The sequence below is a fragment of the Variovorax sp. GW821-FHT10D07 genome (assembly GCF_059415325.1).
Genome location: NZ_JBWKMZ010000009.1, coordinates 199,897 through 213,275 on the forward strand (window position 1 = coordinate 199,897; position 13,379 = coordinate 213,275).

A 13,379-nucleotide genomic window follows, 5' to 3' on the forward strand; every position below is an offset into this window, starting at 1 on the left:
ACAGACTTCACACACGCCGCCATGGGTTCACAGACCGCGGACAGACTGCCAGACGCCGACAAAAACACCGGGGGAGCCTCCATGCTTCAAGTTGCCAATCGAAAACTCGCGTCGCTCAGCGACGTGCTCTTCACCGGGCTGGGCCGCGCGCTCGGCTTCCTGCGCCCGCTCGCGCGCGGGCTCATCGGTTCCTGGCGACCCCCGGGCTGGCTGCGCATCGCGGGCGCGCTGCTGCTGCTGGGACTGCAATGGCTGCAGCAGCGGCTCGCCTGGGTGCTGCTGCTGGTGCTGCTGGCGTTCGCGGGGTGGATGACCAGCCCGCAGCTCCTGAAGTGGTGGCATGGCCTCACGCCCGATCGCGTCGAGCCCATCGTGGCGACCGCGCAGATCGTGCCGCCGCCGCGCACGCAGATCGAGCTCGACAAGGGGCCCAATCCGGTCGTCATCAACTTCTCGGCCTCGGTCGCGCCGATCGCGCGTGGCGGCCAGGAGGCGACCGGCGTTGCCATCGAGCCCGCCATCGCCGGCCGCTGGACCTGGACCGATGCCAAGAAGCTGGAGTTCCTGCCCGCGCAGGACTGGCCGGTGGGCCAGGCCTACAAGGTGCAGCTCTCGAAGGACGCGCTCGCGCCGCACATCGAGATCGAGCAGCGCAAGTACGACTTCAGCTCGGCCGAGTTCAGCGCCCGCATCGCGAGCGCCGAGTTCTACCAGGACCCGGTGCAGGCCAACGTGCGGCGCGCGCTGTTCCAGGTGCGCTTCTCGCATCCCGTGAACACCGCCGAGTTCGAGAAGCGGCTGGTGCTCACCTACGACCAGGCCTGCAGCAGCTCGTTCTTCAGCGTCGGCAAATGCGCGAGCGAGAAGTTCACGGTCAGCTACGACAAGCTGCGCCTCACGGCCACGGTCCAGTCCGAGCCCCTGCCCATTCCCGAGAAGACCCGCCCCGTGCTGCTGAGCCTCACTGCCGGTGCGGTGGCGCAGAAGGGCGGCCCGGGCCAGCGCAACGACGTCTCGCGCGCGGTCGACATTCCCGGCCTCTTCAGCCTCGACATCGCGAGCGTCGAACCCACCATCGTCACCGGCGAGAACGGCGAGCCCGAGCACGTGATGCATGTCAGCGCCTCGATGCCGGTGCACGAGCGCGAGATGGCGCGCCTGGTGCAGGCCTGGCTGCTGCCGGCCACCGAAGATCCCAAGGGCGACCCGGAAGACAAGTTCGACTGGTCCGCCGATCCCGCGAAGATCACCGACGCGGTGCTGCGCCGCGCGAAGAAGATCGGCCTGCAGCCCATCGCCAGCGAGCGCGAGGTGACCGAGACGGTCAGCTTCCGCCTGCCGCAGGCCGAGGGCGGGCGCTACCTGCTGGTGCGCGTGGCCAAGGGCCTGAAGACGCCCGGCGGCTACCAGCTCGGCACGGCCTTCCAGAGCGTGCAGCTGCTCAAGACCTTCGCGCCCGAACTCACGATCATGAGCCAGGGCTCGCTGCTCGCGCTGTCGGGCGAGCGCAAGCTGCCGATCCTGGTACGCGACCTGCCGGGCGTGCGCGTCGAGATCGGGCGCCTGCTGCCGCAGCAGCTGCAGCACCTGGTGACGCAGAGCAACGGCGATTTCTCGCATCCCAAGTTCTACGGCGGCCTCGGCACCGACAACCTGGTCGACCGCTTCGAGAAGCAGATCCCGCTGGCCATTCCGCCCGGCAAGGCGCACTACGAGACGGTCGATTTCGCCGAGTACCTGCGCAGCGACATCAGCGACCGGCGCGGCGTGTTCCTGCTCAAGGTGCAGGGCTTCGACCCCAAGGCGAAGAAGAAGCCCGAGGGCGAAGCGGACGCCACCGAGGCATCGTCCGAGGACGAGGAGCAGCAGTCGTCGGGCGAGGACGAGGGCAACCCCGAGAGCGGCAACCCCGAGGACCAGAAGGACGAGCGGCTGGTGCTGGTCACCGACCTGGGCATCGTCGCCAAGAAGTCGCTCGACGGCACGCGCGACGTGTTCGTGCAGAGCATCGCCAACGGCCAGCCCGTGGGCGGCGCGCTGGTCGAGGTGTGGGGCCGCAACGGCATGATCGTGGCGTCGCAGGCCACCGACGCCACGGGCCGCGCGAAGCTGCCGAACCTCGCGGGCTTCCAGCGCGAGAAGCAGCCGGTGGTGCTGGTGGTGCGCAAGGACGGCGACCTGAGCTTCCTGCCCTTCAACAAGACCGACCGCACGCTCGACATCTCGCGCTTCGACGTCGGCGGCCTGCGCGCGGCCGGCGTGCCGAACCAGATGACGGCCTACGTCTTCAGCGACCGCGGCATCTACCGCCCGGGCGACACCATGCACATCGCGATGATGGTGAAGGCCGGCAACTGGGGCACCTCGCTGCGCGACCTGCCGCTCGAAGCCGAGATCATCGATGCGCGCGGCCTGAGCGTGCGGCGCGAGAAGCTGCGCCTCGGCCCCGGCGGCGCGGCCGAGATCGCGCACGCCACGCAGGACACCTCGCCCACCGGCAACTACACCGTCAACCTCTACCTGCCGCGCGAGTCCTCGCCCGGCGCGCCCGAGGTGCAGGGGCTGCTGCTGGGCAGCACCACGGTGAAGGTGCAGGAGTTCCTGCCCGACCGCACCAAGGTCACGGCCAAGCTCAGCAGCGAGATCGCCGAAGGCTGGGTGAAACCCAAGGACATGAAGGCGCTGATCGACGTGCAGAACCTGTTCGGCACGCCCGCGCCCGACCGCAAGGTCGAGGGCACGCTCACGCTGAGCCCGGCCTTCCCGGTGTTCCGCGCCTTCGCCGACTACGCCTTCTTCGATCCGCAGCGCGCGGCCGAGAAGCAGGTGGACGACCTCGGCAGCGTGCAGACCAGTGCCGAGGGCAAGGCCGAGTTCGACCTGCGGCTGTCGCGCTTCGAGGCCGCCACCTACCAGGTGCACGTGCTGGCCAAGGCCTTCGAGCCCGAGGGCGGGCGCAGCGTGTCGGCCGAGGCGCGCACGCTGGTGAGCGACCTGCCCTACCTGGTGGGCGTCAAGGTCGACGGCGACACCGGCTACGTGAGCAAGGGCGCCGCGCGCAACGCGCACGTGATCGCGATCGACCCGCAGGCCAGGAAGACCGCGGTGGCCGATCTGGTGCTGCAGCGCGTGGAGCGCAAGGTGCTGTCGGTGCTGATCAAGCAGGACAACGGCCTGTACCGCTACGAATCGCGGCGCAAGGAGATCGTGCTCGACGAGAAGCCGCTGGCCATCGCCGCGGCCGGCAACAACGTGGCGCTCGACACCGGCACGCCCGGCAACTTCGCCTACGTGGTGCGCAATGCCGGCGGGCTCGAGCTCAACCGCGTCGAGTACAGCGTGGCGGGCAACGCCAACGTCAGCCGCTCGCTCGACCGCAATGCCGAGCTGCAGCTCACGCTCGACCGCAAGGACTACGAGCCCGGACAGGAGATCGAGGTCAGCATCCGCGCGCCCTACGTCGGCGCCGGCCTGATCACCATCGAGCGCGACAAGGTCTATGCGCATGCCTGGTTCAAGACCGACAAGACCGCCTCGGTGCAGAAGATCGTGCTGCCCAAGGACTTCGAGGGCACCGGCTACATCAACGTGCACTTCGTGCGCGACCCGGCCTCGGACGAGGTCTACATGAGCCCGCTGTCCTACGGCATCGCGCCCTTCGCCACCAGCCTGTCGAAGCGCACGGCCAACCTGCAGCTCACGAGCACCGAGCTCGTGAAGCCCGGCCAGACCGTGAAGATGAAGCTCACCAGCGACCAGCCCACGCGCGCCGTGGTGTTCGCGGTCGACGAGGGCATCCTGCAGGTGGCGCGCTACAAGACGCCCGACCCGCTCAAGCACTTCTTCCAGAAGCGCGCGCTCGAGGTCGGCACCCTGCAGACGCTCGACCTGATCCTGCCCGAGTTCAAGAAGCTGATGCAGGGCGCCGCGCCCGGCGGCGACGGCGAAGGCGAGCTCGGCAAGCACCTGAACCCGTTCAAGCGCAAGCGCGACAAGCCGGTGGCCTACTGGTCGGGCCTGGTCGACGTGAACGGCAGCCGCGAGTTCAGCTACACCGTGCCCGAGAGCTTCAACGGCAGCTTGCGCGTGATGGCGGTGGCCGTGAACGACGAGACCACGGCCGCGAAGAGCACCCGCACCACGGTGCGCGGCGACATGGTGATTCTGCCGAACGCGCCGCTCGCCATGGCGCCCGGCGACACGGTCGAGGTCGGCGTGGGCCTGGCCAACAACATCGCGGGCTCGGGCAAGGAAGCGCCCATCGCGCTCACGCTCACCGCCTCGGGCGGGCTCGAGGTGGTCGGCGATGCGACGCAGACGCTCAAGGTCAACGAGCGCGGCGAGGCCAGCACCAAGTTCAACGTGCGCGCCAAGCCTGGAGAGCAGGCGGTGCTGGGTTCGTCGGCGCTGGTGTTCACTTCCACGCACAAGAACTTCAGCGCGCGGCTCGCCACCGAGGTGAGCGTGCGGCCCGCCTCGCCCTTCGTCTCGCTGGTGCAGGCCGGCAGCTTCCAGCGCTCGGGCGAGATCGCGAGCAAGGGCGACTTCTATCCGAACTTCCGCCGCAGCGACCTCGCGGTGTCGGCCGCGCCCTGGGCCTTCGCCACCGGCTTGATGCAGTACCTCGAGGCCTATCCGCATGGTTGCACCGAGCAGATCACGAGCCAGACCTTCCCGGCCGTGCTGCTGGCGGGCCGGCCCGAGCTGCTGAAGGAAATGGCGCGCGGCCGCACGGCCGACCAGGGCCCGCTGCCCGAGGCGCGCAAGACGCTCGAGCGCTACCTCGTGCAACTGCGCGCGCGCCAGACGGCCGATGGCGGCTTCTCGCTGTGGCCCGGCGCGGGTGCCGATCCCTTCGCGACGCTCTATGCGGTGCACCTGCTGGTGGAGGCGCGCGACCACAAGCTGCCGGTGCCGCAGGACCTGCTGCAGCGCGCCAACACCTACCTGCAAGGCTGGCTCGGCAGCGGCGACTCGTCGCTCGACGGCTGGCGCCAGCGCACGCAGGCGGCCTACCTGCTGACGCGCCAGGGCATCGTGGTGCCGGCCGCGCTGGCCAACCTGCGCGAGACCTGGCGCAACCAGCAGGCCAAGCAGACCGCGGGCTGGAGCGACGACCTCGGCGCCGTCTACCTCGCGGCGAGCTACCAGCTCGTGAAGCAGGAGCAGGTGGCCAACGAGCTGCTCAACCCCGTGTGGGCCGACCTGCTTGCGCGCACCGAGAAGAACCAGCGCCGCAACGTCTGGGGCCGCTACTACGACCCGCTGGTGCACGACAGCATGATGCTGCACCTGGTGGGCCGGCACTTCCCCGCGCGGCTCAAGACGCTGAAGCCCGCCGTCTGGGAAGGCATGGCCGGCATGGTGCGCGACGGCTGGTACAACAGCCTGTCGTCGGCCGCGATGCTGATGGCGGTCGATGCCTACTTCGATGCCGTGGCGCAGAACGCCGAGGGCAAGCTCACGGCCTCGGCCATCGATGCGCAGGGCAAGGCCGCGGCGCTCGCGCTCGGCGCCGTTAACCCGGTGGCGCGCGCTGCCGTGCCCGTCGGCACCGCGAAGCTGGGCCTCTCGAACGACAGCGACTTCAACCTCTACTACAGCTGGACCGAGCAGGGCTTCGAGCGCAAGCTGCCCGACACCGCGGTGAACCAGGGACTCGAGGTGTTCCACGAGGTGCTCGACGCCAAGGGCAACCCGGTCACCAAGGTGAAGCTCGGCGAGGAAGTCACGGTGCGGGTGCGCGTGCGCAGCCTCGAGCGGCCGCAGATCGCCGACGTCGCGCTGGTCGACCTGCTGCCCGGTGGCCTCGAGCCCGTGCTGCAGGCCGTGGGCGACGACGCCGAGGGCGAGAACGCCGACGCGCCGGTCTGGAAGAAGCGCCTGGGCGGCAACGGCTCGTGGAAGGTGCAGTACGCCGACATCCGCGAGGACCGCGTGGTGTTCTACGGCAGCGTCGACAAGAACCTGCTCGAAGTGACCTACAAGGCGCGCGCGACCAACGTCGGCGACTTCGTGGTGCCCGCGGCCTACGGCGAGGCGATGTACGACCGGCGCATCTACGCGCGCTCGGCCGGTGCGCGCTTCCAGGTGGTCGCGAACTGAGGCGAGGCGGGGGCGAACCCATGACCACGACGCGCGCACGTTCCGCATGGCGAGGCCGGGGTCGCCGCCTGCTGATCGCGGGCGTGCTGCTGGCCCTGCTGCTCGCGCTGCTGCGGCTGTGGCCGCATGCCCCGCTCAGCGAGGCGGTGGGCAGCTCGCGCGCCGTCTATGCGCGCGGCGGCGAGCTGCTGCGGCTCACGCTCGCGGCCGATGAGCAGTACCGGCTGTGGGTGCCCCTCGAGCGCATCTCGCCCACCCTGATCGACGCGGTGCTGCTCTACGAGGACCGGCGCTTCTACGCTCACCCCGGCGTCAACCCCGCGGCGCTGGTGCGCAGCGCCTGGCGCATCGCGAGCGGCGAGCGTCGCCAGGGCGGCTCCACCCTCACGATGCAGCTCGCGCGCCGCCTCTATGGCATCGACAGCCGCACGGCCGGCGGCAAGGTCGCGCAGATCGCCGCCGCGCTGTGGATCGAGGCGCGCCACGGCAAGCGCGAGATCCTCGAGGCCTACCTCAACACCGCGCCCTACGGCGGCAACATCGAGGGCGTGCAGGCCGCGAGCCTGATCTATTTCCGCAAGGACGCCGCCCGGCTCAGCCTGCCCGAGGCGCTCACGCTCGCGGTGATTCCGCAGAACCCGGTCAAGCGCATCGCCGAGCGCGGCCGCAACACCGAGCTGCAGGCCGCGCGCGAGCGCCTCTGGGCGCTGTGGGCCGAACGCGATCCCGCCGCGCGCCAGCATGCGCCCGATGCGCAGCTCGTGCTCTCGGCGCAGTCGCGCGGCAGCCTGCCCTTCCTGGCGCCTCACCTCACCGACATGCTGCTCGCGCAGCCGCGAAGCGATGCCGGCGTCGCGGCGCCGGTCGAGATCCGCGCCACCCTCGACCTGCGCATGCAGTCCACGCTCGAGCGCGTGATGGCCCAGTACCTGCGCACGCATGCCGACGTCGGCATGAACAACGCGAGCGCGCTGCTGCTCGATGCCTCGACCATGCAGGTGCGCGCGCTGATCGGCTCGGCCGACTGGCACGACGACGCCATCGCGGGCCAGGTCAACGGCACCCAGGCCAAGCGCTCGCCGGGCTCCACGCTCAAGCCCTTCATCTACGCGCTCGCGCTCGACCAGGGCCTGCTGCATCCGAAGACCATGCTGAAGGACGCACCGACCGCCTTCGGTCCCTACACGCCCGAGAACTTCGACCATCGCTTCGCGGGGCCGCTGTCGGCGCAGGAGGCGCTGATCCGCAGCCGCAACGTGCCCGCGGTGGCGGTGGCCGCGAAGCTCTCGAAGCCGGGCCTCTACGACTTCATGCGGCTGGCCGGCGTGCAGAAGCTGCAGAGCGAGTCGCACTACGGCCTCGCGCTGGTGCTCGGCGGCGGCGAGGTCACGCCCGAGGAGCTCGCGGGCCTCTACGGCACCCTGGCCAATGGCGGCATCGCGCAGCCGCTGCGCTACACCGAGCCCTCGCCCGACGAGCGGCCCGCGCAGCCGCTGCGGCTGCTGAGCGAGGAGGCTTCTTTCATCACGCTCGACATGCTGCGCCAGACGCCGCGCCCCGACACCACCCTGCCCGCGCGGCCCGCCATCGCCTGGAAGACCGGCACCTCCTGGGGCTTTCGCGATGCCTGGACCGCGGGCGTGTTCGGCCGCCACGTGCTGGTGGTGTGGGTCGGCAACTTCGACGGCAGCAGCAACCCCGCGCTGGTGGGCGTCGACGCGGCCGCGCCGCTGTTCCTGCGCATGGTCGACGCGCTGCGCGCCGAGCGGCTCGATCCCGGCGAGGTCGCCGTCACGCAGCCGGCCAACCTGCGGCAGGTCGAGGTCTGCGCCGCCACCGGCGGCCTGCCCGATGCGCTGTGCCCGGTGCGCACGCGCACCTGGTTCATCGCCGGCAAGTCGCCGATCCAGGTCAGCAACCTGCACCGCGCCGTGTGGGTCGACGAGACCACGGGCAAGGTGGTCTGCGGTCCGCAGCCGAACGCGCGCCAGCAGGTGGTCGAGCAATGGGGCAGCGACATGCGCCGCCTGTTCCGCCAGGCCGGCCTGCCGCGCGCCAGCGTGCCCGCCGACGGCTGCGAGCAGAAGGACGCGGGCGCGCCCGAGGCCGCCCCGCTCATCAGCTCGCCGCTGCGCGGCGTGCGCCACACGCTGCGCGTGGCCAGGCCCGAGCCGCTGGTGCTGCGCGCCGAGGCCGCCGCGGGCACGCAAACTCTCTACTGGTTCGCCGACGACGCGTTGGTCGGCCGTGCCGCGCCCGGCGAGGGCCTCGCCTGGATGCCCGACCTGGCCGAGTCGGGCCGGCGCTACGTGCTGCGCGTGGTCGACGATCAAGGCCGGGCCGAGTCGCGTGAAGTGATCGTCGATATCGCACCTTAGTGGCGGTCATGTCACCGCGGCGTCACGCGTCGTCGGCAAGGTCTCGCGTTTTCGACTCGGACTCCCGACCTCCATGAAGAAGACGCGCCTTTCCCTCCTCGCCCTGGCCGCCGCCGCTGCATTCGCCGCCACCGGTGCCTCGGCCCAGACCGCCTTCCCCGCCACCCTCGCCGGCCATGCCGTGCTGCCCGCGCAGAGCTTCGTCGCCGCGCCGAAGGACGCGCCGGCCGACCTGCAGGTCAGCGGCAAGTTCACCACGCCGAAGCGCGTGGAAGCCATCGGCAGCGTCGAAGGTCTCTCGGGCGGCCGCGGCACCGGCGTGTCGCTGCCCTTCAAGGGCCAGCCGCTGCAGGGCCATTCGGGCATCAAGAAGATGGACGACGGCAGCTTCTGGATCCTCACCGACAACGGTGCCGGCGCGAAGGCCAACTCGCCCGACTTCATGCTCTACCTCAACCACTACAAGGTCGACTTCAAGAGCGGCAAGTTCCAGCGCCTGGCCACCGTGTTCCTGCATGACCCCGACAAGAAGGTGCCGTTCCGCATCGTCCACGAGGGCAGCAAGCAGCGCTACCTGACCGGCTCCGACTTCGATCCCGAGAGCTTCCAGTTCGCCGGCGGCGCGCTGTGGATCGGCGAGGAGTTCGGTCCCTACCTGATCAAGGCCGACCTCAAGGGCAAGGTGCTCGCCGTGTTCGACACCCAGGTCGACGGCAAGGTCGTGCGCTCGCCCGACAACCCGGCCGTGACCACGCCCGGCGTGCCCGGCGGCGCGGTCGACTTCCAGATCAAGCGCTCCAAGGGCTTCGAAGGCATGGCCGTTTCGAAGGACGGCAGCAAGCTCTACGCGCTGCTCGAAGGCCCGGTGTGGAACGCCGAGGCCAAGGACTTCGAGAAGGTCGAGGGCAAGGAAGCGCTGCGCGTGCTCGAGTTCGATGTGGCGGGCGAGAAGTGGACCGGCCGCCACTGGAAGTACGTGCTCGAGGCCAACGGCAACGCCATCGGCGACTTCAACATGATCGACGGCACCACGGGCCTGATCATCGAGCGCGACAACGGCGAAGGCACCAGCGACAAGGCCTGCCCCGAAGGCCAGAAGCGCACCGACTGCTTCCACGACATCGCGAAGTTCAAGCGCGTCTACAAGGTCGAGCTCGGCGACGCCAACGTCGGCGGCCCGGTGCGCAAGATCGGCTACATCGACCTGCTGAACATCGCCGACCCCGACAAGCTCGCGCGCAAGCCGCTCAACGACGGCGTGCTCAAGTTCCCGTTCTTCACCATCGAGAACGTCGACGTGGTGGATGCCACCCACATCGTCGTCGGCAACGACAACAACCTGCCCTTCTCGAGCAGCCGCGAGCCGAACAAGGCCGACGACAACGAGCTGGTGCTGCTGGAGGCGGGGGCGCTGCTGCAGGCGAAGTGAGGGCGGCGCTCATCCGTGCGAAGCCTCCGCGACGATCCGCGAGATCTGCCGCTCGACGAGCCGGTGCTCGGCGGCCAGGGCGCGGATCGACTTGCCCGCGTCGAACTCCGCCCGGATCCGTTCGTTGCGCGCGGCATTGAGGGCCCTGCGCCCGGTCGGCAGCTCGAAGCGCAGCCCGATCCCGTCGATGCCGTACTCGGCGCTCAGCGTGCGCAGGTTCTCGAAACCGATCACCGCGACGAAGGGATGGTCCTCGGCGGGATGGGCGGGGATGTAGATCCTCGAGCCCCCGAAGCGCTCGACGAAGCGCATGGTGGCCGGCAGGCCGATGAGGCGGATGAGCTCCTGCAGCCTCGGCGGCAGCAGATCGGTCGTCGAGCGGCCGGCGCTCGGCTCCGCGCGGCGCGGCGCCGTCGCGCCGCAGCGGTTCGAGCGCGGCGCGGACCGGGCGCAGCTCGCCGGCGAACGCGGCGTGCCGTCCCGACCCTGCATCAGGCCGCTCCACATGCCGCCGCTGTCCGGCGCGTCGTCCTCCATGGCATGCACGGGACACGGGGTTCTGCTCACAAATTCCGGGGGATTCATTTCTGTCGATCTCGTGTTGCGGTCGGTGGAGGGGCGCGCCGGCGTGGCGGCGGGACGATGGGTCAGATGTCGGTCGGGCCGATCTGCACCTTGGGCGGTGCAGGCGGAGCCGGGTCGTTGGTTTCATGCGGCGGTCCGCATGTCTCGCATGCCGCGGGCGGTGCGCCCGGCTCGAGCGGGCGGCACCAGGCGCAGAGGGTGTGCGCGGGCGCCGTCATGCCGCCGCCACGTCGAGGTGGATGGGCGTGTACTCGCCCGTTGCGTCATCGCGCTCGTAGAAGCGGATGTAGGGCTTGGTCCCGGCGATCCTCATGCTGTCGCCGATGGCCTGCATGGCCTGCTGCCATTTCTCGTCGGCGATCTCCAGCCGTCGCAGCGCGAGCACGCGGGCGGTGTTGATCCGGCCCTGCCGGTCGATGCGGAAGGCATCGTTGACCAGCAGGCGGATGTTGGCGTTGATGTCCTTGCTCCAGTTCTGGATGCATTTGTCGATCAGCGCCTTGGCCGCCTGCAGCCGGCCGTCGAACGAAATGGTGTCCTGCACGCGGCGCTCGACCTTGTGCCGCCCGTCGGCGCTCACCAGCGTCACGTTGCCCTTCTTGCCGCCCCGGTGCACGTCGTAGTCCATGAGGCTGCGCTCGAGGAACTCGTGCACCGTGCTCATCGCCGCGACCTTGAAGCCCACCAGCGCCGCGCTCTGGCGCTTGGCTTCCTCGCAGAGCTGGCGGACCACGTGGTGGCGGTCGCGGTCGATGGGCTTGATCGTCGGGCGCGGCATCGACGCCTCGAGCTGCCGATGGCCTGGATGTGCGTGCATCTGTTGCATGTGAACTCCTCTGGAATGGTTGGAAAAAGGGCGGGGCGCTCGGATGGCGTCAGCCACCCGGCGCGGAAAGCGGCGACGGCGCGCGATAGGGACAGCGACGCCCGAGCAGGACGCTGGGGATGCGGGTGAAGTCCATCGCACCCTGGCGTACCGCGGACGGAATCGGCGGCCGGTAGACGCTGGTGCCGAGCATCGGGATCTGGCGCGCCGCAGCGATCCGTTCGGTCAGCGGCCCGGTTCCCGATTTCCACCGGCGCTTGCCCCGCGCTCCGATGCGATGGATGTGGCCGGCCCTGGCCAGCAGCGACAGCAACTGGCGCAGCCCCGAGCAGGCCGGGTCGTCGCGGTGGTCGGCGATGCGCGTCCGCAGCACGCGATCGAGCTCCGTCTGCGAAGCCGCGCCGCGGTCCTGCAGGTGGCCGAGGATCGCGCGCCGCGCCGCATCGGCGTGCCGCCCGAAAGGCAGGGGAACGGAATGCCCGCAAGGGCGTGGCTGTGTCATGCGAAAGCTCCTTCGGAACTGAATGCGCAGGCGCGGGGTGCCACGCGTTGCGCGGCGATGGCATAGGTCGGCTGCTGGGGCGCCGAAGGCAGCAGGCGGCATTGGAGAAGGCCGCTGGCATGCAGCGCCTGCAGCTGCGTCTCGATGGCCTCGAGGTCGCCGGCCGAGGACCAGTGGCGCGCCAGATTCGGCGCCGACCACCAGCCGCCTTCCTTGCGCAGCGTCGCGCAGATGCGCCGGGCCAGGACGCTGCCTGCCGCGTGGTCCGCCGCATGGCGGAACGGCTTCGCGCCGGCCGGGCCGTCGCCGCCGTGACCCAGCACCTCGAGCACGCGCCGGGCGATCCGGGTGGTCGTGGCCTGGCCCGTGCCGTATTTCCCGGTGCCATTGAGCACCTGGCTCACCGTTCCGCCGCTCAGGCCGAGCCGGGCGGCGATGGCGGCCTGCCTGCGTCCGCGGCAGGCGGCGCGCAGCAGCACGAACCACCGTTCGTCCATGTAGCCAGGCGCGTTCATCGGGTCATCTCCCCGCTCCGGAGACCTTCCACAGACCCGAAAGCACGCACTTCCGTCCGGTGCTCAAAACCGGATAGAGTGGGAGGAAGACCAAAAAACACTAGAAACAGTGTTTTTACGACCCTGATGAGACACATGATCATTGCTTAATCGCATTTTGTGTTTGTTGTCGCAATGATAAACACAAATCGAGTTAAACATTCGAAATAAAACCTATGAAAGGTGTCTTATAGATAAAAGTCGCGTTCTGTGTTGACTGAAACCTAATTTATGTCTAGTGTTGATGCTATGAAGTCGAATCGAGGTTTGTCTTGACACCGCCACCGTCTCCTCCCGTCGACGAAGGCCACGTGAAATCGCGGGTGGGCGAACTGGCACACGCCCAGGGCGGCCGCGTACGGGATCTGCGCAAGCAAAAGGGGCTGACGATCGAAGACCTGGCCCAGCGCAGCGGCCTGCACTTCAATACCGTCGGTCGCATCGAGCGCGGCGTGAGCGATCCCAGCCTGGAACAGCTCTACGTGATCGCGCTGGCGCTCGGCGTCGATCCCGCCGAGTTCAATCCCTTTCCCGCCGGCAAGGCGGGTGCGCCGCCCTCGGGGCTCGACGACGAGCTGTTCGTGCTGATCGACCTGCTCGATGTCCAGGTCAGCGCGGGAAACGGCGCCTTCAACGGATCGCAGGAAAACATGGGCCGCTTCGCTTTCAGCCGCTCCTGGATGACGCGCAAGGGCGTCAAGCCGGCCAGCGCGAGGATCGTGCATGCGCGCGGCGATTCGATGGCCGACAAGATCAACGACGGCGACATCCTGCTGGTCGACACCGCCATCCGGTCGCTCGAGCAGGACGGCGTCTATGTCATCCAGCTCGACGGCCACGACTACGTCAAGGTCCTGCAACGGGACTTCTCGACCGGCGGCCTGCAGATCATCAGCTACAACCCGGCCTACAAACCGCAGATGCTGAGCGCGGAACAGGCGGCCGACCTGCGGATCAGCGGCCGCGTCGTCTGGCACGGCGGCGAGATCTGACCCTGCGC

Annotated in this window: 8 protein-coding genes; 4 read left to right on the forward strand and 4 right to left on the reverse strand. The window is 69.4% G+C overall.

Going from position 1 to position 13,379, the window contains the following annotated elements; genetic code table 11:
- Nucleotides 1–81: 81 nt before the first annotated feature.
- The 3 genes from AC07PU_RS25130 (at nucleotide 82) to AC07PU_RS25140 (ending at nucleotide 9,912) form a co-directional block, all read left to right on the forward strand.
- Nucleotides 82–6,105, forward strand: a complete 6,024-nt coding sequence (locus AC07PU_RS25130; RefSeq protein WP_495321345.1) for an alpha-2-macroglobulin family protein — start codon at nucleotides 82–84, stop codon at nucleotides 6,103–6,105.
- A 20-nt stretch (nucleotides 6,106–6,125) separates the two neighbouring features.
- Nucleotides 6,126–8,483, forward strand: a complete 2,358-nt coding sequence (pbpC, locus tag AC07PU_RS25135) for a penicillin-binding protein 1C (RefSeq protein WP_495321346.1) — start codon at nucleotides 6,126–6,128, stop codon at nucleotides 8,481–8,483.
- Between the two features lie 73 nt (nucleotides 8,484–8,556).
- Nucleotides 8,557–9,912, forward strand: a complete 1,356-nt coding sequence (locus AC07PU_RS25140) for an esterase-like activity of phytase family protein (protein ID WP_495321347.1) — start codon at nucleotides 8,557–8,559, stop codon at nucleotides 9,910–9,912.
- Between the two features lie 9 nt (nucleotides 9,913–9,921).
- On the opposite strand, the gene AC07PU_RS25145 is transcribed toward AC07PU_RS25140, so the two are convergent.
- The 4 genes from AC07PU_RS25145 to AC07PU_RS25160 form a co-directional block, all read right to left on the reverse strand.
- Nucleotides 9,922–10,449, reverse strand: coding sequence for a hypothetical protein (locus AC07PU_RS25145; protein WP_495321348.1), 528 nt, complete (start codon nucleotides 10,447–10,449; stop codon nucleotides 9,922–9,924).
- Between the two features lie 262 nt (nucleotides 10,450–10,711).
- Complete coding sequence (locus tag AC07PU_RS25150; RefSeq protein ID WP_495321349.1) at nucleotides 10,712–11,323, reverse strand: DUF3164 family protein; 612 nt, start codon at nucleotides 11,321–11,323, stop codon at nucleotides 10,712–10,714.
- 49 nt (nucleotides 11,324–11,372) lie between these two features.
- Nucleotides 11,373–11,825: a hypothetical protein gene (locus AC07PU_RS25155; RefSeq protein WP_495321350.1), complete on the reverse strand. Its 453-nt coding sequence runs from the start codon at nucleotides 11,823–11,825 to the stop codon at nucleotides 11,373–11,375.
- Nucleotides 11,822–12,340 (reverse strand): hypothetical protein, encoded by a 519-nt coding sequence (locus tag AC07PU_RS25160; protein ID WP_495321351.1) that lies wholly within the window; start codon nucleotides 12,338–12,340, stop codon nucleotides 11,822–11,824. The genes AC07PU_RS25155 and AC07PU_RS25160 overlap by 4 nt, the downstream gene beginning before the upstream one ends.
- 350 nt (nucleotides 12,341–12,690) lie before the next feature.
- Here AC07PU_RS25160 and AC07PU_RS25165 point away from each other — a divergent pair, with 350 nt between their 5' ends.
- Entirely contained in the window at nucleotides 12,691–13,371 is a 681-nt protein-coding gene (locus AC07PU_RS25165; RefSeq protein ID WP_177239340.1) for an XRE family transcriptional regulator, read from the forward strand.
- Nucleotides 13,372–13,379: the final 8 nt, after the last annotated feature.